Here is a 23,479-nt window from a genome sequence, read left to right as displayed (position 1 = left end):
ATACTCTGCCAAGGAGTCCCGCATGCCGCATGCTGATTTCGTGCATTTGCGCGTCCATTCCGCCTACTCACTCTCGGAAGGCGCGATTAAAGCCGACAAGCTGGCCGCCTTGGCGGCGGCGGAGAACATGCCGGCGGTGGCGATTACCGACACCTCCAATATGTTCGGTACGTTGGAATTTACCCAATATTGTACCAAATCTGGCGTACAGCCGATTATCGGCTGCCAGCTTGGCCTGGCCCGCGAGGGAGTGAATCTGCCACCTGACTATGTGGTGGTGCTGGCCCAGACTGAAGAGGGCTATGCCAACCTGCAAAAGCTGAGCTCGCTCTCCTTCCTTTCCGGCGATGCGGTAAAGCCGCAAATTACCCTCCAACAGCTGTGCGACCATGCGGATGGGCTATTTCTGCTGACCGGCGGCGCACACGGGCCGGTTGGGCGGTTGCTGGCGGAAGGACAGATGGAGGAGGCGAAAATCTGTCTCAGCGCCATGAAGGCGGCCTTCCCGTCGCGGATCGCTATTGAGCTGCAACGCCATGGCGAGGCTGTTGAGATTGCGACGGAGCCGGGCTTTTTGCTGCTGGCGGAAGAGTTCGATCTGCCGCTGGCGGCCACCAATGAATGTTTCTTCGCCAAACGTGAAATGTATGAGGCGCATGACGCGCTGCTCTGCATCGCGGAAGGACGTGTGCTGGCCGAGAAAGACCGTCGGCACGTTACACCCGAACATTGGTTTAAACCCGCCGCGGTGATGCGAGAATTGTTCGCGGACCTGCCTGATGCATGCGACAATACCATCGCCATCGCGCGAAGCTGCACGGTGATGACCAACACGCGCAAACCGCTGCTGCCGCGCTGCCCGAAAGTGCGTGAAGGCGCCACGGAAGAAGAAACCTTGCGCGCCATGGCGGAAGAGGGACTGCGCGCGCGGCTGGCCTTTGACGGAATAGAGGGCGACGCGCAGAAGGATTACTGGGAAAGGCTAGGGTTTGAGCTGGGGATCATCGTTCAGATGGGGTTTCCTGGCTACTTCCTGATCGTGGCGGATTTTATTCAGTGGGCGAAGGATCACCAGATTCCCGTGGGGCCGGGCCGTGGCTCGGGCGCTGGGTCGCTTGTGGCCTGGGCGCTGCGGATTACCGATCTCAATCCACTGCGCTATGCGCTGCTGTTCGAGCGGTTTTTAAATCCTGAACGTGTCTCCATGCCGGACTTCGATATCGATTTCTGTCAGGAACGGCGTGATGAAGTCATCAATTATGTGCTGCGTGAATATGGCGCGGACCGGGTAGCGCAGATCATCACCTTTGGTAAGTTGCAGGCTCGCGCGGCGGTGCGCGATGTGGGCCGCGTGCTGGGCCTGCCTTATGGGCAAGTCAATAAAGTCGCTGAACTGATCCCGAATAACCCGGCTAAGCCCGTGAGCCTGAAAGAAGCCATCGAGGGCGAGCCGAAACTTCAGGACATGCGAGATTCCGATGAAGGGCTGGCGCGGCTTCTGGAAATCGCACAGCAGATTGAAGGGCTTTACCGCCACGCCTCCACCCATGCGGCGGGCGTGGTGATTGGTGACCGTGAGCTGGTGAAGCTGGTGCCGCTTTACAAAGATCCGCGCTCGGAACTGCTCGTCACGCAATATTCAATGAAATATGTCGAGCAGGTCGGGCTGGTGAAGTTCGACTTTCTTGGTCTCACCACGCTCACGATTATCGACCGGGCGCTGAAATTTTTACGTCAGCAGAGCGTGGAGCTGGATATTTCAAAAATCCCGCTGGATGACAAGAAAACTTACGACATGATCGGCCGTGCGGATACGGCTGGGGTGTTCACCTTTGAAACCGCCGCCTTCCGTGGCGCTCTGGCGCAGATGCGGCCGGACAGGTTTGAGGATCTGGTGGCGATCCAGGCGCTCAACCGACCAGGCCCGATGGCCAATATTCCTGATTATTGCGACCGTAAGCGTGGCGCCCCGTGGGAGGCGCCAGACCCGGCCATTCATCATATTCTTGAAGAAACCAATGGCATCATAGTGTACCAGGAGCAGGTGATGCAGATTGCTCAGGTGATGGCGGGCTATACGCTGGCGGGCGCTGACCTGCTGCGCCGCGCCATGGGTAAGAAGATCCGCGCGGAGATGGATAAGCAGCGCGAGATCTTCCTGGAAGGGGCGGCGAAAAAAGGCTTCACCACTGAACGCGCCAACGAGATTTTCGATCTTATGGCGAAGTTCGCGGATTATGGCTTCAACAAATCTCACGCCGCCGCTTACGCTCTGGTTTCCTACCAAACAGCTTATCTGCGCGCGAATTATCCGGTGGCGTTTATCGCGGCCTGCATGTCGCTCTCTATCGCGAACACCGAAAAAGTGGCGCTGCTGCGTGCGGATGCGATGAAAAACGGCATCAAGGTGCTGCCGCCGGATGTGAATAAATCCGGGCCGGATTTCGAGGTGGAATTGCAGGAGGATGGCAGCTACGCCATCCGGTTCGCGCTAGGCGGCATCAAGCGCATCGGCATGGGCGCAATGGAGGAGCTTGTGAAAGCCCGTGGCAATACGCCGTTCAGATCCATCGATGATTTCGCCGCGCGGATCGACCCCAAAACGCTGACGCGCGCGCAGATCGAAATTCTAGCCAAGGCGGGGGCGTTTGAGTGTTTGGACGAAAACCGTAAGCGTGTGTTCAGCGCGGCGGAAATGATCATGCGCACGGCCCAGACCGAACAGGCCCAGCGCGCGAGCGGGCAGATTGGCCTGTTTGGCGGTGGCGAGCCGGAGAAGATCCGGGTGCCGCAAGGTCCGGACTGGCCGGAGAGTGAACGGCTGACCTTTGAGGCAGAGGCGATCGGGTTTCATATCTCCGCGCATCCGCTGGATATGTATGCCCAGGCATTGAAGCGGCTGGATGTTATTACTTCTGGCTCCATTCAACGTAAGGCCGAGGCCGGCGCCACACGGGTGAAGCTGGCCGGAACGGTGGGGGCGAAAAAAGAGCGCATCACCCGTACCGGCAGCCGCATGATGTGGCTGACGCTTTCCGATATTCAGGGCAGCTTCGAGGTTACTTTGTTCTCGGAAGTGCTCAACCGCTCCCGTGAAATGCTGGAGGAAGGCACCGCCCTGCTGGTGACGGCGGATGTAAAGATGGATGGGGAGTCACTGCGTATTACCGCATCCGACATCACATTGCTGGATGATGCCGCGCGCGACGCCGGGGCAGGGTTGAAAATCTGGCTGGACCGCGAAGATGCCGTGGGGTCGCTTAAAGCGCTGCTTGAACAAGAGGGGCGCGGCAAAGGCAAGATTATTCTGTTGCCCAAAACTAGCACGGACAGGCGGTTGGAAATGCGGCTGCCGGGTGGGTTTAACGTCTCCCCCCGTCTGGCCCAGGCCGCCAAACTGGTGCCGGGCGTGGAGCTGGTAGAAGATGCGTAACCCGGCATAGTGCCCCCGGAGCTGCCGCTTCGAATCAACGCTGCCCTGCCGTTCCGCCCCTCCGCAAACCGACTAAAAACAGTTTAAATGGGTGGCAAAAGAGGTAAAAAAATGCCGGGACATCTGCCTCAGAAACAAAGCAAGCCGCCACGCCATTCCCGGCGCGGAAAGGCAAAGGTTATAACCGCGCCCAAGCCGGACCCGCGGATTCTGCCTTACGGTACCCCGGCTGTTTCCTATGTGCTGGCAGGCATAGTGTTTGGCGTGCTGTTGACCTGCGCGCAGTTCGTGAACGGCACTCCCGTACCGGGAGACCGCTTGGCCGTGCCGGCGGGGGCAATTCCCAGCAATGGTTCCGGTCACAGCGTTGCACCGCCCGAGCAGGTCACGGCGCGGCTACTGGGCAATGTGCTGAGCCAGACCGGCCCCGCCTGTACCTTGTCAGAATCCGCTTTGCGCGCACAGGGCGGCAGCTTCGCGGTGCTGGCCACACGACCGGATGGCATGGTGCTGAGCTGGGCAGGTGGCGCAACAGCCGCCAACGCCCCCTGCCCTGCGGGCCAGCCAATTCTGGTCTCTCGCGCGGCGTATCAATCCTTACAGGATTGGCGCCCCGCCCCGGCTTATCAGCGCTGAGCCTCAAGTCAGGGCGAAACCGCCATTACTCCGCGGCCGCTTGGGAGACGGGCTTTTCAGCCCGGCGTTCCTCACGGCTTGGTTGCCGCAGACCACCTTTATGTTGCGGCAGAAAGCCATGGGCCAGCTCATGATAAAGCGGGCGCGGGCAAACAAGGCGCGAGGCACCCAGCCCCAGCATGGCGGCGACCATTAAGGGAATGACCGAAGCTGTATTGCCGGTCATTTCCAGAATGATGACAAAGGCCGTCATTGGCGCCTGCACCACCCCGGCGAAATAGCCCGCCATGCCCAGTAGCGCGCCTACACTGGTCGCACTGCCGCCAGCACCGGCGATCCAGGCGCCAAGCCCGGCCCCAACAGAGAGGGATGGTGCGAAAATACCGCCCGGAATACCAGAAACCGCCGTAATCAACGTGGTGGCGAATTTCGCGGGCCAGAAATACCAATGTGGCGTGACCCCTTCCACCGCTGCTCGGGCGGTTTGGTAACCGGTGCCGAAGCTGTCGCCCTGAGTGAAAATGCCGATAAGCGCCACAAGCACCCCGCAGATCAGTGGATAAATGAATTTTCTGACCCTTGGGTTGCCGGCAATCCAACCTTTGGCCCAAGTGGTGATGTCCAGCATCAGGCGACTAAACAACCCACCCAGCAACCCACCAGCCGAGCCACAAAAAGCCGTCAGCACCCAGCCATTCATGCCGTAAACCGCTGCGTTGCTGGTACCGAAATAGGTGTAATTGCCGGTGAGGCCCAATGAGACGAGACCGCCAATAATCACCGTGGTCAGCACAATACCGTTGGTTTTGACCTCAAAGCTGCGGCTCATTTCCTCAATGGCGAACACAACCCCCGCCAGAGGCGCGTTAAACGCCGCCGCGATGCCCGCCGCGGACCCAGCCAGGATAAGGCCGCGCTCATTCTGCAAACCGCGCAGACGCGCTACTTGCAGCATGATCGCCGCCCCCACCTGAACAGTTGGCCCCTCACGCCCGACGGATGCGCCGCACATCAGCCCCACCACGGTGAGCCCTATTTTTGCAAAGCACATACGCACAGAAAGCAAACGTCGCCGGGCGACTCCGCGCGGCAGTTCCCGCGCGGCGATGGCCTGCGGAATACCACTGCCTTGCGATCCAGGAAAAACACTGCCCGCCGCCCAGGCGCAAAATACGAATCCAAGCGGGGTAATAATCAACGGGAGCAACCAGAACCGGTGTGAAAAATGGAAAAACATATTTTCCGCACCGTCCGAGGCGCGCGCAAACAGCACGCTAACCGCCCCCACACACAAGGCGCCGCCCCAAAAAGCTGCGCGCCTACGCCAAAAACGGCCTGCCAGATACGGCAAACGCCGCACTGGTGACCCTAGCTTGCCTTCCAAGCTCTTGCCTCCTGTTCCCAACGCCGCTAATAGGCCACTCACGGATATGGGCACATAGCTCAGCGGTAGAGCACCACCTTGACATGGTGGGGGTCACAGGTTCAATCCCTGTTGTGCCCACCATATCCGATTTTTCCCCGCAAATTCATTAACTTAGGGTTGCAGAAACGGCGACCCAACCGTTTCGGTGGACACTTCTGCACCAGGAAAAGGCAGAAAGCCTTGACGCCAAAACAATCCCGGCCCATTTGGGCGCAGGATTTTTCATTTTTTACGGCAGAGGTGTGTTTGTCTAAGGAAGATATGATCGAGTTCACTGGCATGGTCACGGAATTACTGCCGAATGCCATGTTCCGCGTGAAGCTTGATAATGACCATGAAATTCTCGCCCATACCAGCGGCAAAATGCGCAAGAACCGCATCCGCGTTCTGGCAGGTGACCGTGTGAATGTCGAAATGACCCCGTATGACCTGACCAAGGGCCGGATCACATTCCGCTTCAAGTAATTCTGGCTTCGGCCAGCCCGCGCCGGTTGGCGCTGCTACGGCAGATTGGCATCGAACCTAGCCGAATCGCTGCCCCGAAGATCGACGAGACACCCCAAAAAGGCGAGCTACCCCGCGTCTTCGCGCGACGGATGGCATTGGAAAAACTTACCCCGAATTCCGGCGCTTTTGTTATCGCGGCCGATACTGTTGTCGCCGCTGGACGGCGTATGCTGCACAAAACCGAATCACGCGCCGAGGCAGAGACATATCTACGCCTCCTCGCCGGACGCCGCCATAAGGTGCATAGCGCCGTGGCTGTGCGTGCGCCGGATGGCCGTATCGCCTGCCGTGTGGTGGATTCAGCGGTGGGGCTCGCGCGCCTCGATGATACCCAGTTGCAAACTTATCTGGACAGCGGCGAGTGGCAAGGCAAAGCAGGCGGCTATGCCATTCAGGGGCTGGCGGCGAGTTTTATCGATTATCTGTCAGGCTCTTATTCCGGCGTGGTCGGGCTGCCCTTGCATGAAACCATGAAGTTACTGCGCGGGCTGGGCTGGCGGTGATTGCAGCCTCGGTCCGCGAATCGCTAGTTCGAATCGGCCTGCTGCATGGCGACGAACTGGCAGAATTTTATATCTGGAACCGCACCGCGCCGGATGGTGTGGGCGACCTCTATACCTGCCGGGTGGACGCCGTGGAGAAAGCCCTGGCGGGTTGCTTTCTGGCGCTGGGATCAGAGCTTACTGGCTTTCTGCCCGATAGCGCGGGGGGCAAGGGGCTGAGCGTTGGCCAATATATAACCGCGCGCGTTACCCGTGCCCCGCAAGGCGGCAAAGGGCCACGGCTGACGCGGGACGAAACCGACGCCGGGGATGCGCCCGGGCTTCTCTCACGCGGCCCAGGCCCGTTGCTTGACTTGGCTGCGCGATTTCCCGCCGAGACGATTGTTCTGGACGATTACGCATTGATGGCTGAACTGCGCCCGGCTTTGGAAGGCCGTATGCGTTATCATGCAAAAGCGTTTGATCCGGTTCTGGAGGATGAAATCGCCGCGCTAGCCGAGCCGTCCGCGCCCCTGCCCCATGGCGCGCGGCTGCATATTACCTCCGCCCCTGCCGCCACGTTGCTGGATGTGGACGCCGCCGCCGCCAGCCACATGAACCCGATGGCGTTGAACCAGGTGATTATCCCGGAAATCTGCCGGCAGATTGTGCTGCGCAATTTGTCGGGCGGGTTGTTGATTGATTTTGCCGGGCTGAAAGCAGGGCAGCGGCAAAAACTTCTGCCAGCCTTGCGGGACGCCTTGCGGCGGGACCCTTTGGCTCCAAATCTGCTCGGTCTATCACATCTCGGCTTTGCCGAAGTGAACCGTCGGCGAATCCGGCCTCCTTTGCATGAGATTTTACACGGATGAAATGCCCCATCTGCGGCAAATGCGCCGCAAGTAACCATAAACCTTTCTGCTCCCGTCGGTGCGCGGAAATTGATCTCGGCTGCTGGCTGAATGACCGCTACAAACTGCCAACTCGTCAGGATGAAGAGGACGAGGACGATAGCGGCTTCGCGCCGGAAAGATAAATCATTCGCTGCGTTTGCGGCGTGCCTCCGGCTTCAATGAACGGGCGCAAGGCGCGTTCAAGCATGATGGCCTCGGCAGTGGAATAATGCGTTTTTAAAAGCGCGCCCAGGGATGGTGCCAGCGGGTGCGGCGAGGTTTCCAGAAACGCTACCCATTGTCGGGGCGGAGCTGGTTTGAGGCTGATGTGGAGTTCCATTTGTAACGCCTCAAAACCCGCCGCCTGGGCCATTCGGAGCAATTCCCGCTCATCATAATTAGTGAGCGGATGTGCCGCGATGGTTTCAGGCGTGTCTGGGTATTGCGCAGCTTTCCAACGATGCAGCAAAGCCAGATTCGGATCTGGGGTAACGGCCAGCCGCGCGCGCATGGCGGCGGCAGCAAGGGCCTCTTCACGGAATAAAGGCTCAGCGATTGAAAATCGCCCACCGGGCCGCAGCACGCGCAACATCTCCGCGAAGGCGGCGGGCTTGTGCGCTTCATAGGCCAAAGCGGAGCGGGCGGTTATCGCGTCCTGGCTGGCTGACGGCACGGCGAGCCGTGCGGCAGAACAGGCAACAAAGCCGCACTGCCCGGCGAAACCCAATATTTGAGCCCGTACTTCGCATTTTGCCAAAAGCGGCGCGGAGAGATCCGTGAAGGTGACGTGAAGCCCCGGCGCGTGCGCCAAGGCGGCAAAGCCCACCAGCCCTTCACCGCTGCCAATATCCAGCAACGCTGCGCCCGGTGCGAGCGGCAGCGCGTCAAGAAGTTTGGTCGCATAGGTTGAGGTCTGGGCGTTAACCCGGGCCTTTGCGTTTGCGTCACCGCCGTCGCGCCCACTGGCGAGCCAGCGGGACCAGAGATCATCCAGCATGGCCGGAGCATGACAACCCCGGCTTAACAATTTCAAAAAAAGCTAATGCCTGTGAGCGAAATAAACCGATCCCAAAATCATTGTGCCGCCCGCGAGTTCGGCCAGGGTTAGAGGTTCGTTCAAAAGCAGGCGGCCGCCCAGGGCGCTGAACAAGGGCAGCAGATACAGAAACCACCCGGCTGTCTGCGCGCCCAGCAGCGCCACGCCCTGGTTCCACGCCAGCAGCGCCACAACAGAGGAGCCAATGGCCAGCATCACCAGAAGCTCCCAGTCCTGGTGCGTCATTTTCGCGATCATGATGCCAAGGTCCGGCCAACCCGCAAGCAGCAAGGGCAGCGTGCCGATGGTCATGGTCACCGCTGAGCTTTGCAGCACGCCATGTTTGCTGATGAGTGGCGGGATCAGCACGCAATAGATCGCCCAGCCCAGTGCGCCGCCCAAAAGCATCAGGATACCACTGACATTGCCTTCCGCCGGTCCGGCGGAGCTCGCCAGTAGCACAATACCCGCCAGCCCCAGAATCGCCGCCATCAGCGTACGCCCGTTGGGTATCCGCCTTGCCATAAAGCAAGCCACAACCAGGATCATCAGCGATTCTGAGGCGTTGAGAAGGCCAGTCATGCCTGCGGACACAGTCCGCCCGGCGATGCCGCCCAGCAGATTATAAGCGGCCACGCCGGTAAGCCCACAAACTGCGCCGCGCAACCAGTCCTGGATGGACCAGCGCCTGATCGCCGCCAAAAGCCCTGGAAAAAAGCAGATTGTCGCAATGCCGTAACGCAAAGCCATATAGGCGGCACCGGGCATAGCCAGATTGCCATTGCCTATGAAATAACGGTTGCCGATAGGCGCGAATCCCCACAGCATCACTGCGCCCAAAACAAGCAGCAGCGCCTGTGCCTTGGGCGCAACGTAAGGGCCGGAGACAACGGACTGGCTCATGCGAAAGCCTGAAATTTAAGAAATTGAAGGAAAAAACCGCGAAACTTACCCGTGACCGGGTGAAATTCCCACTAGGCTTGCGCCGTGCAACTGTCCATCAGCAGGAAACGCTGGGCATCTATACCGGAATATGAGTTGCGATCTGGGAGCCCTGACATAAAAAAGCCGCCTTTCTGGAGAAAGGCGGCCAAAGGCGCTAAATTCTGAATTTATCTTCAGCCGTAATTGGAGAAGATTTTGCTCAGCGCTTCCACGCCGGGGAGAATCTTGCCCTCCATCCATTCCAGGAAGGCGCCGCCAGCGGAAGAGATATAGGTCATGTCATGATGCACGCCAGCCAGTTTCAGGGCCGAGACGGTATCACCGCCACCGCCGACCGAGATCACCTTGCCTTCCTTCGTAGCCTGGGCAATGGCCTGGGCGAGCGTGTTGGTGGAGGTATCGAACGGCTTGGTCTCGAAAGCGCCAAGCGGGCCGTTCCAGATGATCGTCTTGATCTCTGGCAGGCGCTTGATGAAGTTCTCAACCGTCGCGGGCCCGACATCCAACGCCATGGCGTTGTCGGGGATGGCGTCTACATTGACCACCTGGGTCGAGGTGTCAGCCTCGAACTTCTCCGCCACCACGACATCTTTCGGCAGTAGGATCTCACAGCCCTTGGCGGCGGCGTTCTTGAGAATCTCCAGCGCAGTGCCGTGCAGGTTAGGCTCCTGCAAGGACTTGCCAACCGAATAGCCCTGTGCCGCCAGGAAGGTATTGGCCATGGCGCCGCCGATCACCAGAATATCTACTTTGGTGACAAGGTTGTTCAGCAGGTCGAGCTTGGTGGAGACCTTGGAACCCGCGACGATGGCCGCGACCGGACGCTGCGGGTTGCCAAGCGCGGCTTCCAGCGCGTGCAGTTCAGCCTGCATTAGCCGCCCCGCGAAGGACGGCAAACGCCGTGCCACCCCCTCGGTGGAGGCGTGAGCACGGTGCGCAGCGGAGAACGCGTCGTTCACGAAGATGTCACCCAGCTTTGCAAGCTGTGCGGCAAATTCCGGGTCGTTCTTTTCCTCTCCTGGGTGGAAGCGGGTGTTTTCCAGAACCAGCACGTCGCCGTTCTTTAGAGCTGCAACGGCTTGTTCAGCTTCTGGACCAACACATTCCGGCGAGAAAGCCACCGGCTTGCCGAGGATGCGGCCCAGAGATTCCGCGATGGGTTTGAGCGACATCGCTGGTACGACCTTGCCCTTCGGCCGGTCGAAATGGCTAAGCACGATCACCTTGGCGCCCTTTTCGGACAGCTCGCGGATGGTCGGCATCAGGCGTTCGAGACGGGTTGCGTCCGTCACCTTTCCGTCCCGGACGGGGACGTTGAGGTCGGCACGGAGCAGCACGCGCTGCCCCGTGACATTCACATCATCGAGCGTCCGGCTCGCCAGATTGATCTCCGGCGCGGGGCTCATAACGCACCAAAATAGGCGGCGGTATCGGACATGCGGTTGGAGAAGCCCCACTCATTGTCGTACCAGGATAGAACCCGGGTCAGGCTGCCATCGACCACCGTCGTCTGCGGCGCATCGAATGTGGAGGAGGCCGGGACATGGTTAAAGTCCGAGCTGACCAGCTTTTCGGTGGAGTAGCCGAGAATGCCCTTCAGTTCACCTTCGGAGGCCGCCTTCATCGCCGCGTTGATCTCATCCGGGGAAGCCTGCTTCTTCAGCACCACGTCCAGCGAGATGAGCGACACGTTTGGGGTCGGCACGCGGATGGCGGTACCATCCAGCTTGCCCTTCAGCTCCGGCAGCACCAGGCCAACGGCTTTTGCCGCACCGGTGGAGGTAGGGATGATGTTGCAGGCGGCAGCGCGTGCGCGGTGCAGGTCTTTATGCAGCGTGTCCACGGTGCGCTGGTCGCCGGTGTAGGAGTGAATGGTGACCATATAGCCACGCTCGATCCCGAAGCTGTCCTGCAGAACCTTGGCGACCGGCGCCAGGCAGTTGGTAGTGCAGGAGGCGTTGGAGATAATCTGGTGGTCCTTGGTCAGCGTCTTGTGGTTCACACCGAACACAATGGTGGCGTCCACGCCGTCAGCCGGCGCGGAAACCAGCACCTTGCGCGCACCAGCGGAGAGCAGCTGGGCGGCGGCGTCACGCTTAGTGAACAAGCCGGTGCATTCCATCGCCACGTCCACGCCCTGCAGGGGCACCTTGGAGGGGTCGCGCTCAGCGGTGACCTTGATGGGGCCGTAAGTGCGGCCGTTATGGGTGATGACGAGCGCATCGCCTTCTACCTTGACCTCACCAGGGAAGCGGCCATGCACGGAATCATAGCGGAACATGTGGGCATTGTCGGAGACCGAACCCAGATCGTTGATCAGCACCGGCTCGACATCCGTACGGCCGCTTTCAATGAGGGCGCGCAGAACCAGGCGGCCGATACGGCCGAAGCCGTTGATCGCGATTTTCACAGCCATAGTCAGTTTCCTTCTTGCTTTACCGCGGCCACGATCGCCGCTTCCGTGATACCGAAATGTTCGTACAGAATTTCCGCCGGGGCGCTAGCACCAAACCCGGTCATACCGATGAAAATTCCTTCAGGCCCGAGCCAACGCTCCCAGCCGAAGCCGCTCGCAGCTTCCACGCCAATGCGCAGCGCGGTGCCCAGAACCTCTTTCTGATATTCGGACGATTGCTGGGCGAACAGCTCAAAGCACGGTGCGGAAACCACCGCTACCTCAACGCCTTGTCCGGCAAGCTTCTTCTTCGCCGCCATCGCCAGGGAAACTTCCGTGCCGGTGGCGATAATGGTGGCGGCTCGGGGGCCGTTGGCCTCAGCCAGCACATAAGCGCCGCGGGCGGTCTTATTGCCGTTGGCCACGTCACGCAAAGCGGGCACACCCTGGCGGGAGAGAACCAGCAGGCTCGGGCCCTTGGTATTCTTGATGGCGACTTCCCAGGCCTCGGCGGTTTCAATCGCATCACTCGGGCGCAACACTAGCACATTCGGCATGGCGCGCAGTGAGGCCAGATGCTCGACAGGCTGGTGGGTCGGACCATCTTCACCCAGGCCGATGGAGTCATGGGTTAGCACATGGATGGCGCGGGTACCCATCAACGCCGCCAGACGGATGGCCGGGCGCATATAATCGGAGAACACGAAAAACGTGCCGCCATAAGGGATGAGGCCGCCATGCAGGGCGATGCCATTCATCGCCGCCGCCATGCCGAACTCGCGAATGCCGTAATAGATGTAACGGCCCGCATAATTGCCCGGCTCAACGCCAGCCATGCCCTTCACCAAGGTAAGGTTGGAGCCGGTGAGATCCGCTGAGCCGCCAACCAGCTCAGGAATGGCGGGCACCAGCACCTCCAGCGCCTTCTGGCTGGCCTGGCGGGTGGCGAGTTTGGGCTTGGTCTCGGCAAGCTGGGCCTTGTAGGCGCTCATCGTCTCGGCCCAGCCTTCCGGCAGCTTGCCCTGCATCACACGCTCGAACTCGGCGCGCATGGGGTGTTTGGCCAGACGCTTCAGCCAAGCACGGCGGGTGGAAGCCCCACGCGCCCCGGCCTCATGCCAGGGGGCGTAAATTTCTTCCGGCACCACGAAGGGCAGGTGGTTCCAACCCAGAGCTTTCTTGGCGGCCTCAGCCTCGGCCCCACCAAGGGCGGCGCCGTGTACACCTGCCGTGCCCGCCTTGGTGGGAGCACCGAAGCCAATGACGGTGCGGCAGGCAATGATGGTGGGCTTGGATGATTTCTGGGCGAAGGCCAAAGCGGCGGCCAACTCCTCGAAATTATGCCCGTCGATGCGGCGGGTGGCCCAGCCATACGCGGCAAAGCGCTTCAGCGTGTCCTCTGAGGTAGAAACGCTGGTGGCGCCGTCGATGGAGATGGAGTTGTCATCCCACAGCACGGTCAGCTTGTTCAGCTTCAAGTGGCCCGCCAGGGCGGCGGCTTCGTGGGAGACACCTTCCTGCAAGCAGCCATCGCCCGCAACCACCCAGGTCCGGTGATCGACCAGGGACTTGCCGAACTTGGCCGCCAGCATACGCTCCGCCAGCGCCATGCCGACGGAGGTGGCAAAGCCCTGGCCGAGCGGGCCAGTGGTCATCTCAATGGCCGGGTGCTCGCCATATTCCGGGTGGCCGGCGGCGGGGGAATGCAACTGGCGGAAGGTCTTGAGTTGCTCAATGCCCATCCCCTCATGGCCGGTGAGATGCAGCAGCGCGTAAAGCAGCATGGAGCCATGACCAGCGGAGAGCACGAAACGGTCGCGGTCCCACCAATCCGGCACGGCAGCGTCGAATTTCAGGAATTTACGATAGAGCACTGTGGCGGCGTCGGCCATGCCCATCGGCATGCCGGGATGGCCGGACTTCGCGGCTTCCACCGCGTCAATTGCGAGCGCCCGGATGGCGTTGGCCATCATCCGGTCTTCGCTGGGCTGCTGGGCCAGAATTTCCGCCTGGCGCTTCAGCGCCGCTTCGTTGCCTGAATTATCCGCAATGCTCGCCATGATCCCGCCAATCCTTGCTAATCGGCGCGTGCATAATGCTACAATTCCTTTGCATCAACCCGGCGAGGCAAGGAAATGGCCGCGTTCAGGCTGGGCCGGCGGTGGTTTTGGCGGTCCATGCCATGGCTTCTGCAAGGCGGGTGAAGGCGTTATCCATCTTCACACGCAAAGCTTTGTCCATCACCAGCCCGTCCATCGCCTCGCGCATGGCATCCAACCATTGTCCGGCGGTTCCCGAGGTGATGCCCATGCCTGCATGGCGGGACATCAGGCAAAAGCTGCCACGCTGGTCCAGCCAATCCCGCGGGCCGCCCAGCCAAACGCTCAGAAACCCGGTGAAGGAGTCACAGACCGCCTTCAGATCCGGCATATGCATGGCGCGCAGCTCGGCATAGGCTGGGTTGCTGTCCATAATATCGTAAAAACGTTCTGCCAGGGCCCGCACAACCGCCGCCCCCCCCAGAATTTCATAGGCTGTTTCAGTTTCGCCGCTCATTTTCCGCCTTTCGAACGCGGAAGCAGAGCAAAGATCCCGGTGACAGCCATTGATCCAGATCATGGCGGCGGAGATGGACACGAAAAACCCTCCCGGCGGGGCCGGGAGGGCGGACCAACACGTGACCGAAGATGCGTGTCAGCCGTGTGAGATGACCTCGCCATGCTGGTTTATGTCTAGACCTTCGATCTCTTCTTCCTTGGAGACGCGCAGACCCATGGTTATGTCGATTAGCTTGAGTAGAATGTAGCTCACGACTGCGTCGTACACGATGGTGACGATAACGCCCTCGGCCTGGATGAGCACCTGACCAGCATTGCCGTCGATCAGGCCGGAATGGCCCGCGCCACCCACGGAGGAAACCGCGAACACGCCGGTGAGCAGCGCTCCCAGGATACCACCGAGGCCATGTACACCCCAGACGTCCAGCGCATCGTCATAGCCGAACATATTCTTGAAGCCGGTGACGCCCCAGAAGCAGACCACGCCAGCCGCTAGGCCAATGACCAGCGCACCACCGACCGGAACAAAGCCGCAGGCCGGGGTAATGGCAACCAGACCCGCAACCGCACCGGAGATCGCCCCCAGCAGACTCGGCTTCCCCTTCACGGCCCACTCAGCGAGTGTCCAGGATAGTACAGCGGCGGCGGTGGCGAGTTGGGTGTTGATGGCCGCCATACCCGCCTGACCGCCAGCGGTCAGCGCGGAACCGGCATTGAACCCAAACCAGCCAACCCACAGCATGGAGGCGCCGATCATTGCGTAGCCCATATTAGCGGGCGCCATGTTTTCACGCCCATAGCCGGAGCGCTTGCCGACCATGATGGCGGCGATCAGGCCGGGAACGGCGGAGTCGATGTGCACCACGGTGCCGCCCGCGAAGTCAAGCACGCCGAGATTGCCCAAGAATCCGCCCGGGCCCCAGACCATGTGCGCGATCGGGCAGTAAACCAGCAGCAGCCAAATGCCGATGAACACCATGGAGGAGGAGAACTTCAGACGATCAGCCGGCCCGCCCAGGATAAGCGCCGGGGTAATAATAGCGAATGTGCACTGGAAGAAGGCAAACACGGTCTCCGGGATTGTGCCTGACAGGCCATTGAGGCCAGTGCCTTCCAGCATTACGCGTGAGAAACCGCCAAAAAGCGGGTTCCCCGCAGTGAAGGCGAGGCTGTAGCCGACAACACACCACAGAACGGTGACGAGCGCCGTGGTGAAGAAGCACTGCATCAGCATGGCCAGCATGTTCTTCTTCCGCAACAGGCCCGCATAGTACAGCGCCAAACCCGGCACCGTCATCATTAGCACGATGGCGGAAGAGGTCAGCATCCAGGCGGTATCACCCGAGTTAAGGGTCGGCGCGGCGGTCTGCGCCATTGCGGGCGCGCAGCTGGCCGCTGCCAGGCCGAGGCCCACGGGCAAGCCTAAAAGAGATCTTTTCGTCATCAAGTCCTCGTTCCTCAATGCGTTGCCTTGAAAGGCCCGGAGCCCGGACAGGCCAGCAGCGCGTGATCATGAAAGCTCAGTGCGATAGGCAATCTCTTCCGCAGCAAGGAGCATGCCAGTCTTGCGGGGGCCTTCATGTTCATCTCGTTGGCGGGAGGTTCCGGCGGCTCAGGCAAAGCGGAGCGCGGCTAAGACAAGAAGCGGACCGACAGCCAGCCCATTTTTTAGGCAAAACCATGGTCATTTTTTCTTCATATAGCGGAATGGATGAACGCGCCGTCATCTGCCCCCCCGCCGCTGTACAGTTTCCGGCTTCGGAATTTTCTGGCAAGGTTTCATCATGACAACTTCATGCGAGATCGCGGTGGTGGGCGCCGGCCCGGTGGGCGGCACGCTGGCGCTGGCCTTGGCGGCGCGGGGCCGCAAGGTTCTATTGGTTGATAAAGCCGACCTCAAGCCAATGGAGCACCCTGATTTCGATGGCCGGGCCTATGCCATCGCGCATGGATGCAAGGACATCCTGCGGGAAGCTGGGCTTTGGGAGCGCTTGCCTTTCGCTCCCTGCCCGATTCTGGATATCGACGTGACCGACGGAAAGCCCGGCCGCGCCCCCTCCCCGCTCAAGCTTCATTTCGATCATCGGGCCGTCGGGGACGACCCGTTTGGGTGGATTATCGAGGCGCGCTCCGTCCGCGTGGCGCTGAACGCGGCGCTGGCGGACTCTGACGTGATCGTGCGCGCCCCAGCCGAGGCGGTGGTGACACGCAATGCGGATGGTGCCGTGCTTCAAGTTGGAGATGAACGCTTTGAGTCCAAGCTGGTAGTGGCGGCGGAGGGGCGGCAATCCCCCTTGCGTAACCAAGCGGGCATTAGCGTGACGCGCTTGCCTTACCATCAAACCGGCGTGATCTTCGCCATCGCGCATGAAAAGCCGCACAATAGTGTGGCATTGGAGCACTTTCTTCCCGGTGGGCCGTTTGCCGTGCTGCCCATGACCGGCACCGCCGCGGCCCCTAACCTCTCAGCCCTCGTGTTCACTGAGAGCGACGCCAACGCCAAACTGCTTTACGGCATGGACGATGCCGCCCTGGCACGGCAGGTGGCGGCACGGCTTGGCAACCGGCTGGGCAGCTTCACCCTGGCGGGACGGCGCTGGCTTTACCCGCTCTACGCCATGTATGCGTCGCGTTATTACGATACCCGCCTGGCCCTGGCCGGGGATTCCGCGCATGGCGTGCACCCTATCGCGGGGCAAGGGTTGAATTTAGGCCTGCGGGATGCCGCCGCGCTGCTGGATCTGGCCAGTAAGGCGGAAGACCCTGGCGCTGATTCTGTTCTGCGCGCTTATCAAGCCCGGCAGCGCCCGGTGAATATGGCCATGCTGCTGGGCATGGATGCGCTGGACCGGCTGTTCTCAACCAACTTCCCACCCGTAAGGCTGGCACGGGATTTGGGGCTGGCGGCGGTGGAACGGATGCCGCGCCTGAAGCAGCGCTTCATGCTGGCAGCGATGGGGCGGTAAGGCTGACGCTGAGTCTTGTAGGTTCCGGCGCAGCGGAACCTGCACCGCTAAATGCTTACAATGTTTGATTTTTAACACGCAGGCAGCGTTTTTCATATAAGGAGCAGACATGCTCTTAACGTTGCTGATCCTCCTCGCCGCCATTGTGCTTGCCGTGCCCTTGTCCCGCTATGCGGGGCTGGGGAGCATCCTGGGTTATCTCGCCGCCGGGGTGGTCATTGGGCCCTCTGTGCTTGGTCTGGTCACCAATGTTAACGAAATAAGCGATGTGGCCGAGTTTGGCGTTACCATGCTGCTGTTTCTAATCGGGCTGGAATTGCGCCCTCATCGCTTGTGGGTGCTACGCAAGGCCGTGTTCGGACTGGGGCTGGGGCAGATGGTGCCCACGGCGTTCATAATAGCCTGCCTGCTCGTGCTGTTTGGCGTTAATATGGAGGACGCCACCGTGCTGGGGATTGGTCTGGCGCTGTCTTCCACCGCTATCGCGCTGCCCTTGCTCTCGGAACGCAATTTGCTGCCCACCATTCCGGGGCGCGATGCTTTCGCGGTGCTGCTGTTTCAGGATATGGCTGCGATTCCCGCCCTAGCCTTGCTGCCCATTCTGGCAGGCAGCGATACGGCGCAATTCTCCTGGGACGCCGTGGCGCGCGGGGCGGCGGTGGTAGTTGGCATTCTGGCCGGCGGCACGCTGCTGGTGCCTTATGTTTTCCGCATGGTGGCCGCCGCAAAAGTGCCGGAAGTGTTCACCGCCACGGCTTTGCTGCTGGTGGTGGGCACGGCGACCTTGGCGCATTGGGCAGGGCTATCCCCTTCGCTTGGCGCGTTCATGGCGGGGGTGATGGTCTCTGATTCCGATTACCGGCATGAGGTACAGGCGGATATCGAGCCGTTCGAGGGGCTTTTGCTCGGGTTTTTCTTCATCTCTGTGGGCATGTCGGCCGATCTTGGCCTGTTGGTACACAAGCCGCTGGAAATTCTGGCGCCGGTGCTTGGGCTGGTGGCACTGAAGACGGGGATTGCCTTTGCGGTGAGCTATGTGCGCCGCCGCCTGACCGGGGCCGCGCTGCGGTTTTCCCTGGTGCTGTCAGAGGGCAGTGAGTTTGGTTTCGTACTGTTCACCACAGCTGTGGCGGAAGGCACGCTGGATAAGCATCTGGCGGCGAAGGCCACGCTGGTGATCGCGCTTTCAATGATGGTCGCACCAATTTTGCTCTCGCTGTCAGAGCGTTTCGTGATGCACAAGCTGGAGACCAAGAAATCCCGCCCCTTCGACAAATTGGAGACCGTGGAGGCCGCGCCGGTTATCATTTGCGGGTTCGGACGGATGGGGCAGATTATCGGTCGTATTCTCGCCATGCAGAAAATCAACTTCACCGCCTTGGACCGCAGCGCCGCTCAGGTGGATTTTATTCGCCGCTTCGGGGTGCAGGTATTTTACGGCGACCCCACGCGCGAGGAGCTTATGCGCGCCGCCGGACTTGAGAACGCGAAAGTTCTGGTGATCGCGCTAGATGATTTTGAAGGCTGCGTGGCGGTTGCGGAAATGGTGCGGCGGAAATTTCCGCATGTGAAGGTTGTGGCGCGAGCGCGTAACAGGCGCCATGTGCATCTGTTGATGTCCGCCGGGGTGGACCTATTTGTCAGAGAAACCTTTTTCTCCTCCTTGCGTATGACGGAAATCATCATGGAGGCGCTGGAGATACCGGAAGCCCGCGCCAAGCGGGCGATTGAGATATTCCGCAAACATGACGACCGCCTACTGCATGAAAGCTACGACATCGGCAGTGACGAAACCAAGCTGATCCAAACCGCACAGGAGGCAACGAAGGAACTTCAGGATCTGTTCGAGACGGATAAGAGCGATCTGGATGAAAAGGACGGCACGGCCACGGCCTGATTACAGCGCCTCGGCGACTTCCTTAAAAATCTCTGCGGGCAATGTGCCGCCCAGCAGCTGCTGGCCAGGGCTGTTATTGTCATTGCCAAGCCACACGGCAATGATATCGCCCCTGGCATAGCCGACAAACCAGCCGTCACGGTAATCCTGCGTGGTGCCGGTTTTACCGGCCGTGTACACCCCGGAGATAAACGCCGCCCGGCCCGTGCCGGAAAGCACGACCTGACGCATCATGCCCGCCACCGCCCAAGCATCCCTCGCAGGGACCACATGGACCGGTGCAGGGCTATGAAACGGCACATCATTGATGGCGGTGACACAATAAGGGGTGACACGCTCCCCGCCATTGAAAAAGGCGGCATAGGCCGCGGCCAGTTGCAGTACACCCACCGTGCCGGTGCCCAGCGCCATGGTGGCATCATCGGGGAAATGGTCATCAAGCCCCAAAGAGCGCGCCACCGCGATCACCCGGCGCGGCCCGCCCGCACGCAGCAGAATGCGAATCGCAACAGTGTTCATCGAATCCGCCAACGCCTCGGCCATGCTGACCTCGCCACGGTAAGACCGCTCATAATCACGGGGACGGTAGCCATGAATATCCAGCGGGGCATCCAGGACCGAGCTGTTGGGGGACATGCCCGCCATCAGCCCGGCCAGCCAGACGATGGGCTTAATGGCCGAGCCGGTCTGGCGCCGGGCCAGAACGGCCCGGTTATAGCCTTCGCGATCTCCAACTCCCCCCACCAAGGCACGCACCGCACCGGTGTGAGCATCCAGCACCACCACTGCGCCTTGGGAGACGTGATATTGCGCGCCATGCTCGGTAATGGCTGCATCAAGCGCCGCCTGGGTGGCGGTTTGCAGGCCGGGATTCATCGTGGTGGTGAAGCTGACATCCTCCCCCTCGGAAATCCGCCCTGCCATGAGTTGCATCGTCCAAAGCGCGAACCAAGAGGAGCGAAAGACGGGCGAGGCCGCGTCATCCAAATGGGCAGCGGCCTCGTTTTCCTGTTCTGGAGAGATGACGCCTGTTGCAACCATGGCATCCAGAACTAGCGCGGCGCGGTTGGCGGCGGCCTGGGAGTTGGCCAGCGGGTTGAGGCTGGAAGGCGCCTTTGGCAACCCTGCAAGGATAGCTGCCTGGGCCAAGCTGAGGCGCTCCGCAGGTTCATTGAAATAGAGCCGGGCGGCGGCATCGATACCATAGGCGCCGCCGCCCAGATAAACGCGGTTGAGATAAATACCAAGAATCTGGCTCCGGCTATAATGGCGCCAGAGCCAGACGGCCAGAAACGCCTCCTGGATCTTGCGGCGGAATGTACGCCGATTGTCCAGAAACAAGGTCTTGGCGACCTGCTGCGTAAGGGTTGAGCCGCCCTGCACCACCCGACGATGCCAGATATCAGACACCAAGGCGCGGAGGATCCCCTGCATGTCGAACGGGCCATGCTGGTAAAACCGCCGGTCCTCAATGGCGATGAAGGCGGCCGGCACATAAGATGGCAAGGCGGATGGCAGTACGACTCGGCCCGAGACATCCCCAAACCGCGCCACCAGGCGCCCCGCGGGGTCGAGCAGCTTGATCGCGGGGCGACGGGCCTGGGTGATGGCATGGGCCGGATTCGGCATATCCCAGGTAAACCACAAGACCACCAGCCCAACCGCCACCGCGCCCCAAATGGCCGACATAATGGCCAAGCGCGCAACCCGCCAGGCATCACCAAGGCGGCGGGGCAGAACAGGCTTGGGCGGCTTACGGCGGGGCATGAAGCCCTCTGCTGCCAAGTGAAACCATAAGGCGTCAACCTTGGCGTTATTACCTATTTGACCAAAGCGCCAGAACCGTTAAACAGGCGCTATGCGGGCGTGGCGAAACTGGTAGACGCAACGGACTTAAAATCCGTTGGGGGCAACTCCGTGCCGGTTCGATTCCGGCCGTCCGCACCAGAAATGGCCCTGGCACATGGCCGGGGCCACTATTCTCATCCACTTAATGTTGATGGCGCCGCCGCACCTGACGTGTAGGTCGGCGTCGGGCAGGTAAAGACGAACGCGGCGTTCCGGTAGATAATATTATCGCTCTGAGCGCCGCCCATGTCGTTCCAATAAAGGGCGAAAGAGCCGTTCGGGTTCAGGCTGCAATCAATTGCGCCAAGCTCTGGATTGGCGAGAGGGTCGATAGGGCTGCCATTATTGTTATTGCTTACACTGAACGTGCTGGAAGAATAGCCGTTTTGTTGCGGATTGTAGCAGCGCAGCGAAGTTTCCGGTGGCAGATCCTTGTCATAAGACTGTGTGCCGGAATCGCTCTGCGACGGACGTTCGATAAACACATAATCCCCGGCATATTGCCCTTTGGTAATACGATAGAAAGGGTATCCTGTTGAAGCATCATAGGTTGGATAATATCCAGAGGAATCCTTGTCCGTCACGGCAGCTGAAGCCAAACTGCCGTCTTTATTATAAGTGTAGTTTACGGATATATTTGAATCATATCCTCCCAAATGCTGCGTCGCCACACCTGGGTAAATATCCGCAAAACTGGTGCCGGAGGATGTGCCGTTCTGATTGTCGTAGATCGGATCAAGTAGCACGATAGGCGCCGTGGCGTTATTGGTGGCTCTGACCACAAGGTAATAATCAGGCTGCATCACCTCACCAGAGGTCAATGTTGGCACGGCATTCCCCAACGGCTGAATCACCAGCGCGCAATTGTTATAAGCCGGGTCATAGCTTCCTGCACTGGTGGTTGGCTGGTTTGAACAGAAAGAAGAACTAGCTGGGTAACTGTTCTGATAATAGATTGTTGTGGTTGACTGCGGATTTGGCGCGCTCCACCCCCACCATGCGTTGGAATAAACCTGATTACCAGACGATGGATAAGATGCGGCAGGGGAACAGGCACTCTGCAAGGCAGGCGGATAAATAGAGGTTCCACGGCTGTCCGTAACGGTCTTTCCCGGATAATAGGTCGCATAGGCGTTGATATTCGTGTCGTAAGGCACTTGGCTGCTATCGCCATCCGTCAATGCCGCGGCAGCCGTTGTCGGCCAGCGTGGACATTGGGTGGAAACCGAATAGGACCCATAACCTATATATTCGGAGGTTGTTGCCGTAAATGTCGGAAGGACATGGTTCGTGTCGTAAGTCGGCGGATAGCCCAACATTTCGTAGGAGGAGGAGTAAATATTCAGTGAGTCATCGGCGGTCGCTCCATTATAAGTTAAAGATCCGCCGGTCCCCTGGGTGATACTGCCATAAAGATTATGAGCCGGACATTCCGCGTATAATGAGGTTCCGTTTTTCTCTTGGCAAGTAGCTTTGGACAAATTGCTTATTGAGTATATCTTTTTCCGATACTCTTCACCCCAATAATAATAATATTGATATGAGACGGTTGCACAAGCGCCATTTGAATAGGTCGTACCATTAACCGTTATATTATCATAATAAAGAACTCCCCCATCTCCCCCGAAAGAGTAAGTGCCACCGGTTAGGTTAGCGAAAGCAAAGGAGATGTATTGCCCCGCCGAAAACGTCAGAGTGCCGGATTCAGACCCGCCCGTTGAACTGCCGATCAGAGCGAAATTACATCCTGTTCCGGCTGGCACACTGGTTTTTGAAGTCTCGTAGGAAATAACACCGGTGGTGCAGGCCGAGTTTGCCGCGGGCACGGTGCTGAACTCATTTGCGCCTGTTGAGGATGTCGGCACCACATAGGCCAAAATATTACTCAGATCCATGGCGCCGCCAATCCCATTCGAAGTGAAGCTGCCCGCGTTCACCGTATAGGTTGAGGTGCCGACCGTATCCACCGCTTTAACCGTGAGGAATGTCTGCGGCACAATCCAGCGCAGCAAAAGATTGCTTAACTCAAGCTGAGCATTCACGACCACGCAATAATGATAAGCAGACGGGCAGGCACCTGTAGTATCCGCACCGACGCTGCCGCACGTCGAGTTTCCATTAGCTTGGCAATACACGCTGACCAAGCTGTTATCGGTACCTGGGGTGAGACGCATGGTCATAGCACCTAGTGTTGCCGTGGACCCGGCATAAGTCGCTTGTGCCGCGCTGACCGCCGCCGTGCTGGAGCCTGACGTGCTGTATGCCCCGCCACCGGAAATGGCGGCGGAGTCGACGGCCGACTGCAATACTGTGCGGGCCGCCGCGATGCGGGCCATGTCAATCGCCGAGACACCGGCAATCATCATCGGCACCAGCATGATCGCCACGGTTACTGCGGTGGCGCCCTTACGGTCAGAGAACAATCTCCTGAAAAGTCTGGTCAGCATGGGGACCATC

Annotated in this window: 18 protein-coding genes and 2 tRNA genes; 10 read left to right on the top strand and 10 right to left on the bottom strand. The window is 59.9% G+C overall.

Features of this window, described 5'->3' with window-relative positions; genetic code table 11:
• Positions 1-22: 22 nt before the first annotated feature.
• Together dnaE and BUB54_RS00975 are read left to right on the top strand one after the other, a co-directional pair.
• On the top strand, positions 23-3,433 hold the full coding sequence (dnaE, locus tag BUB54_RS00980) for a DNA polymerase III subunit alpha (RefSeq protein ID WP_048879184.1): 3,411 nt from the start codon (positions 23-25) through the stop codon (positions 3,431-3,433).
• 111 nt (positions 3,434-3,544) lie between these two features.
• Positions 3,545-4,069: a hypothetical protein gene (locus tag BUB54_RS00975; RefSeq protein ID WP_048879185.1), complete on the top strand. Its 525-nt coding sequence runs from the start codon at positions 3,545-3,547 to the stop codon at positions 4,067-4,069.
• A 25-nt stretch (positions 4,070-4,094) separates the two neighbouring features.
• On the opposite strand, the gene BUB54_RS00970 is transcribed toward BUB54_RS00975, so the two are convergent.
• On the bottom strand, positions 4,095-5,453 hold the full coding sequence (locus BUB54_RS00970) for a chloride channel protein (RefSeq protein WP_048879186.1): 1,359 nt from the start codon (positions 5,451-5,453) through the stop codon (positions 4,095-4,097).
• A gap of 48 nt (positions 5,454-5,501) precedes the next feature.
• Here BUB54_RS00970 and BUB54_RS00965 point away from each other — a divergent pair.
• From BUB54_RS00965 to BUB54_RS00945, 5 genes are all read left to right on the top strand, one after another.
• Positions 5,502-5,576: transfer RNA gene (locus BUB54_RS00965), tRNA-Val, on the top strand.
• A 165-nt stretch (positions 5,577-5,741) separates the two neighbouring features.
• Complete coding sequence (gene infA / locus BUB54_RS00960; protein ID WP_048879270.1) at positions 5,742-5,960, top strand: translation initiation factor IF-1; 219 nt, start codon at positions 5,742-5,744, stop codon at positions 5,958-5,960.
• Entirely contained in the window at positions 5,945-6,505 is a 561-nt protein-coding gene (locus BUB54_RS00955; protein ID WP_048879187.1) for a Maf family nucleotide pyrophosphatase, read from the top strand. Before infA ends, BUB54_RS00955 begins: the two co-directional genes overlap by 16 nt.
• Positions 6,502-7,356, top strand: coding sequence for a ribonuclease E/G (locus BUB54_RS00950; protein WP_139284738.1), 855 nt, complete (start codon positions 6,502-6,504; stop codon positions 7,354-7,356). Before BUB54_RS00955 ends, BUB54_RS00950 begins: the two co-directional genes overlap by 4 nt.
• Positions 7,353-7,520, top strand: coding sequence for a DNA gyrase inhibitor YacG (locus BUB54_RS00945; RefSeq protein ID WP_073211085.1), 168 nt, complete (start codon positions 7,353-7,355; stop codon positions 7,518-7,520). Before BUB54_RS00950 ends, BUB54_RS00945 begins: the two co-directional genes overlap by 4 nt.
• On the opposite strand, the gene BUB54_RS00940 is transcribed toward BUB54_RS00945, so the two are convergent.
• From BUB54_RS00940 to BUB54_RS00910, 7 genes are all read right to left on the bottom strand, one after another.
• Positions 7,472-8,374 carry a class I SAM-dependent methyltransferase gene (locus BUB54_RS00940; protein WP_048879189.1) on the bottom strand — a complete coding sequence of 301 codons (903 nt, stop codon included), beginning with the start codon at positions 8,372-8,374 and terminating at the stop codon, positions 7,472-7,474. The two genes, BUB54_RS00945 and BUB54_RS00940, sit on opposite strands and share 49 nt — an antisense overlap.
• Positions 8,375-8,416: 42 nt before the next feature.
• Positions 8,417-9,316 (bottom strand): DMT family transporter, encoded by a 900-nt coding sequence (locus BUB54_RS00935; protein WP_048879190.1) that lies wholly within the window; start codon positions 9,314-9,316, stop codon positions 8,417-8,419.
• Between the two features lie 215 nt (positions 9,317-9,531).
• Positions 9,532-10,764, bottom strand: coding sequence for a phosphoglycerate kinase (locus BUB54_RS00930; protein WP_048879191.1), 1,233 nt, complete (start codon positions 10,762-10,764; stop codon positions 9,532-9,534).
• Positions 10,761-11,774: a type I glyceraldehyde-3-phosphate dehydrogenase gene (gene gap, locus BUB54_RS00925; protein ID WP_048879192.1), complete on the bottom strand. Its 1,014-nt coding sequence runs from the start codon at positions 11,772-11,774 to the stop codon at positions 10,761-10,763. The genes BUB54_RS00930 and gap overlap by 4 nt, the downstream gene beginning before the upstream one ends.
• 2 nt (positions 11,775-11,776) lie before the next feature.
• Complete coding sequence (gene tkt, locus BUB54_RS00920) at positions 11,777-13,813, bottom strand: transketolase (protein WP_048879193.1); 2,037 nt, start codon at positions 13,811-13,813, stop codon at positions 11,777-11,779.
• 85 nt (positions 13,814-13,898) lie between these two features.
• Complete coding sequence (locus tag BUB54_RS00915; protein WP_073211107.1) at positions 13,899-14,309, bottom strand: group II truncated hemoglobin; 411 nt, start codon at positions 14,307-14,309, stop codon at positions 13,899-13,901.
• A 138-nt stretch (positions 14,310-14,447) separates the two neighbouring features.
• The gene (locus tag BUB54_RS00910; protein ID WP_048879194.1) at positions 14,448-15,755 is read right to left on the bottom strand and encodes an ammonium transporter; all 1,308 of its coding nucleotides are present in this window, start codon (positions 15,753-15,755) and stop codon (positions 14,448-14,450) included.
• Positions 15,756-16,095: 340 nt separating this feature from the next.
• Here BUB54_RS00910 and BUB54_RS00905 point away from each other — a divergent pair, with 340 nt between their 5' ends.
• A complete protein-coding gene (locus BUB54_RS00905; RefSeq protein WP_048879195.1) occupies positions 16,096-17,277 on the top strand; it encodes a UbiH/UbiF/VisC/COQ6 family ubiquinone biosynthesis hydroxylase in 1,182 nt (393 codons plus the stop codon).
• Between the two features lie 109 nt (positions 17,278-17,386).
• Complete coding sequence (locus BUB54_RS00900; protein WP_048879196.1) at positions 17,387-19,174, top strand: monovalent cation:proton antiporter-2 (CPA2) family protein; 1,788 nt, start codon at positions 17,387-17,389, stop codon at positions 19,172-19,174.
• Here BUB54_RS00900 and BUB54_RS00895 read toward each other — a convergent pair whose 3' ends face one another.
• A complete protein-coding gene (locus tag BUB54_RS00895; RefSeq protein WP_048879197.1) occupies positions 19,175-20,941 on the bottom strand; it encodes a transglycosylase domain-containing protein in 1,767 nt (588 codons plus the stop codon).
• A 93-nt stretch (positions 20,942-21,034) separates the two neighbouring features.
• Here BUB54_RS00895 and BUB54_RS00890 point away from each other — a divergent pair.
• A tRNA-Leu gene (locus tag BUB54_RS00890) sits at positions 21,035-21,121 on the top strand.
• Between the two features lie 35 nt (positions 21,122-21,156).
• On the opposite strand, the gene BUB54_RS00885 is transcribed toward BUB54_RS00890, so the two are convergent.
• Positions 21,157-23,469: a TadE/TadG family type IV pilus assembly protein gene (locus BUB54_RS00885; RefSeq protein ID WP_073211082.1), complete on the bottom strand. Its 2,313-nt coding sequence runs from the start codon at positions 23,467-23,469 to the stop codon at positions 21,157-21,159.
• Positions 23,470-23,479: the final 10 nt, after the last annotated feature.

Source organism: Acidocella aminolytica 101 = DSM 11237 (genome assembly GCF_900129125.1).
Lineage (GTDB): Bacteria > Pseudomonadota > Alphaproteobacteria > Acetobacterales > Acetobacteraceae > Acidocella > Acidocella aminolytica.
This window is presented reverse-complemented; position numbering and strand designations above follow the sequence as displayed.